The organism is Mycoplana sp. 10N416 (assembly GCF_056394765.1).
This window is the reverse complement of sequence record NZ_JBFTIM010000040.1, coordinates 1-2102: the sequence shown is the minus strand read 5'-3', so window position 1 is coordinate 2102 and position 2102 is coordinate 1. Positions and strand designations below refer to the sequence as shown.

Annotated in this window: 1 protein-coding gene; it reads left to right on the top strand. The window is 58.0% G+C overall.

Going from position 1 to position 2102, the window contains the following annotated elements:
- On the top strand, positions 1-2102 hold a 2102-nt coding region (locus AC1DDS_RS25685), incomplete at both ends, for an Ig-like domain-containing protein (protein WP_477481428.1).

The window sequence follows — 2102 nt, the reverse complement described above, 5'->3', positions numbered from 1 at the left end:
ACTCTGACATTCGATGATCCGGCGAAAGTCGTGGATGGGACGGCAGGCGGGTCGGATCATACTCTCCAATACGGCGACTACGTCTTTACCATCAATGCACAGGGCAATTGGACCGCAAATTTCAGCAATGGGCGCTTCAATTTCCAGGAAGATTCGTCCGTTGGGGGCGAAAACTTTTCGATCACCGTTACGAACGCAAATCACGCGTCATTTGGCTTCTACGACTATCAGATCAGTGTCACGGGCACGCCGGAAACGTCGGGGGGATGGGTGTCCAACGTAAATGTTGGCAATACCAATTGGCCGGACGACAACCTGCATGGGAACGGAAACGGACCATATTATTATCGCTCCATGTTTTCTCCGTCGGATATTCCTCCCGTTGTTCGATCGTCTTCGTTGACCATATTCGACGCTGATCTGCCTGGGATGTCGGACTCGGGTACCATGATGTTTTGGTTGGACAACATCACGGTCGATTTTGCTGTCCCGCCCCCGGTTGTAACACAGGTCAATTCTGCGAACACCGACGGCCTCTACAAGGTCGGAGACGTAATCGCATTGACTGTGACGTTCGACCAGGCGGTTCATGTGACTGGCACGCCGCAATTAACATTGGAAACTGGCGCAACCGACCGCATTATTAATTACACCTCGGGCAGTGGCACGAATACGCTGACCTTCACCTATACAGTCCAGCAAGGCGATACGTCGGCTGACCTGGACTATATCTCGACAGCGGCTCTTGGGCTCAACGGCGGCACGATTCGCAACGTCGATGGCACCGATGCAATTCGCACGTTGCCTTCGCCGGGCACGTTCAACTCCCTGGGCTATAACAAGGCCATTGTTGTGGACGGCGTTGCGCCGACAGCGGCGATCTACGTGGCAGACACTGCGCTCGCCGCGGGGGAAACCACCACGGTAACAATCACCTTCAGCGAGGCAGTGACGGGGTTCACGCTTGGCAGTCTCAACGTGCCGAACGGTACGCTGAGCGGTCTCACCACGTCCGACAACATTACCTACACGGCGACGCTGACACCCACGTCGAACGTGACTGATGCGACCAACGTGATCACGTTCACAGGCGGAGCCGTTCGCGACGCCGCCGGAAACGAGGTCTCGGCGAACCCATCCAACAACTTCGCCATCGACACCCAACGCCCGACCGCAACGATCGTCGTTGCGGATAGCGCCTTGGCGGTGGGCGAGACTTCGCTGGTGACGATCACCTTCAGCGAGGCCGTCAGCGGCTTCAGTAACGCCGATCTGACTGTGGCAAACGGAACGCTGAGCCCCGTCAGCTCAAGCGACGGTGGCGTAACGTGGACGGCGACCCTTACGCCCGAGGCGGGCACTGCTGACACAACCAACGTGATCACACTGGACAATACCGGTGTTAGCGACGCTGCCGGCAACGCAGGGACGGGCACCACGAACTCCAACAATTACGCCGTCGACACCCAGCGTCCGACCGCCACGATTGTTGTCGCCGACAGCGCGCTGGCCGCGGACGAGACATCCCTGGTTACGATCACCTTCAGCGAGGCCGTAACCGGCTTTACAACCGCTGACATGGTTGTTGAGAATGGCTCGTTGAGCGGGCTTAGTTCCTCGGACGGCGGCGTCACGTGGACGGCGACGTTGACGCCGACCGCAGGCGTCACGGATCCCACCAACTTTGTCACGCTCGACAACACCGGCATCAGCGACGCAGCTGGAAACGCCGGGTCGGGCACCACGGATTCGAACAGTTATGCCATCGATACGCAGCGTCCGGTCGTCACTGCGATTTCGCGACTGGACTCGACTCCGGCATATGCTGACGTTGTTCGTTTCAGCATCACGTTTTCGGAGAGTGTGAACGGCGTCAGCGTTGATGACTTCACGCTGGCAGTTACCGGGACCGCGACAGGGTCAATTTCGGTGTCCGGTAGCGGCAACACCTACACTGTCGTCGTCAGCGAAATCAGCGGCGACGGCACGTTGAAGCTCGATGTCAACGGTTCGAACAATATCGTTGATCAAGCCGGCAATGGAGCGCTCTCATTTACCGCTGGGGAGCCATACGAAATTATTGCGCACGCGCCCCCAGTGGT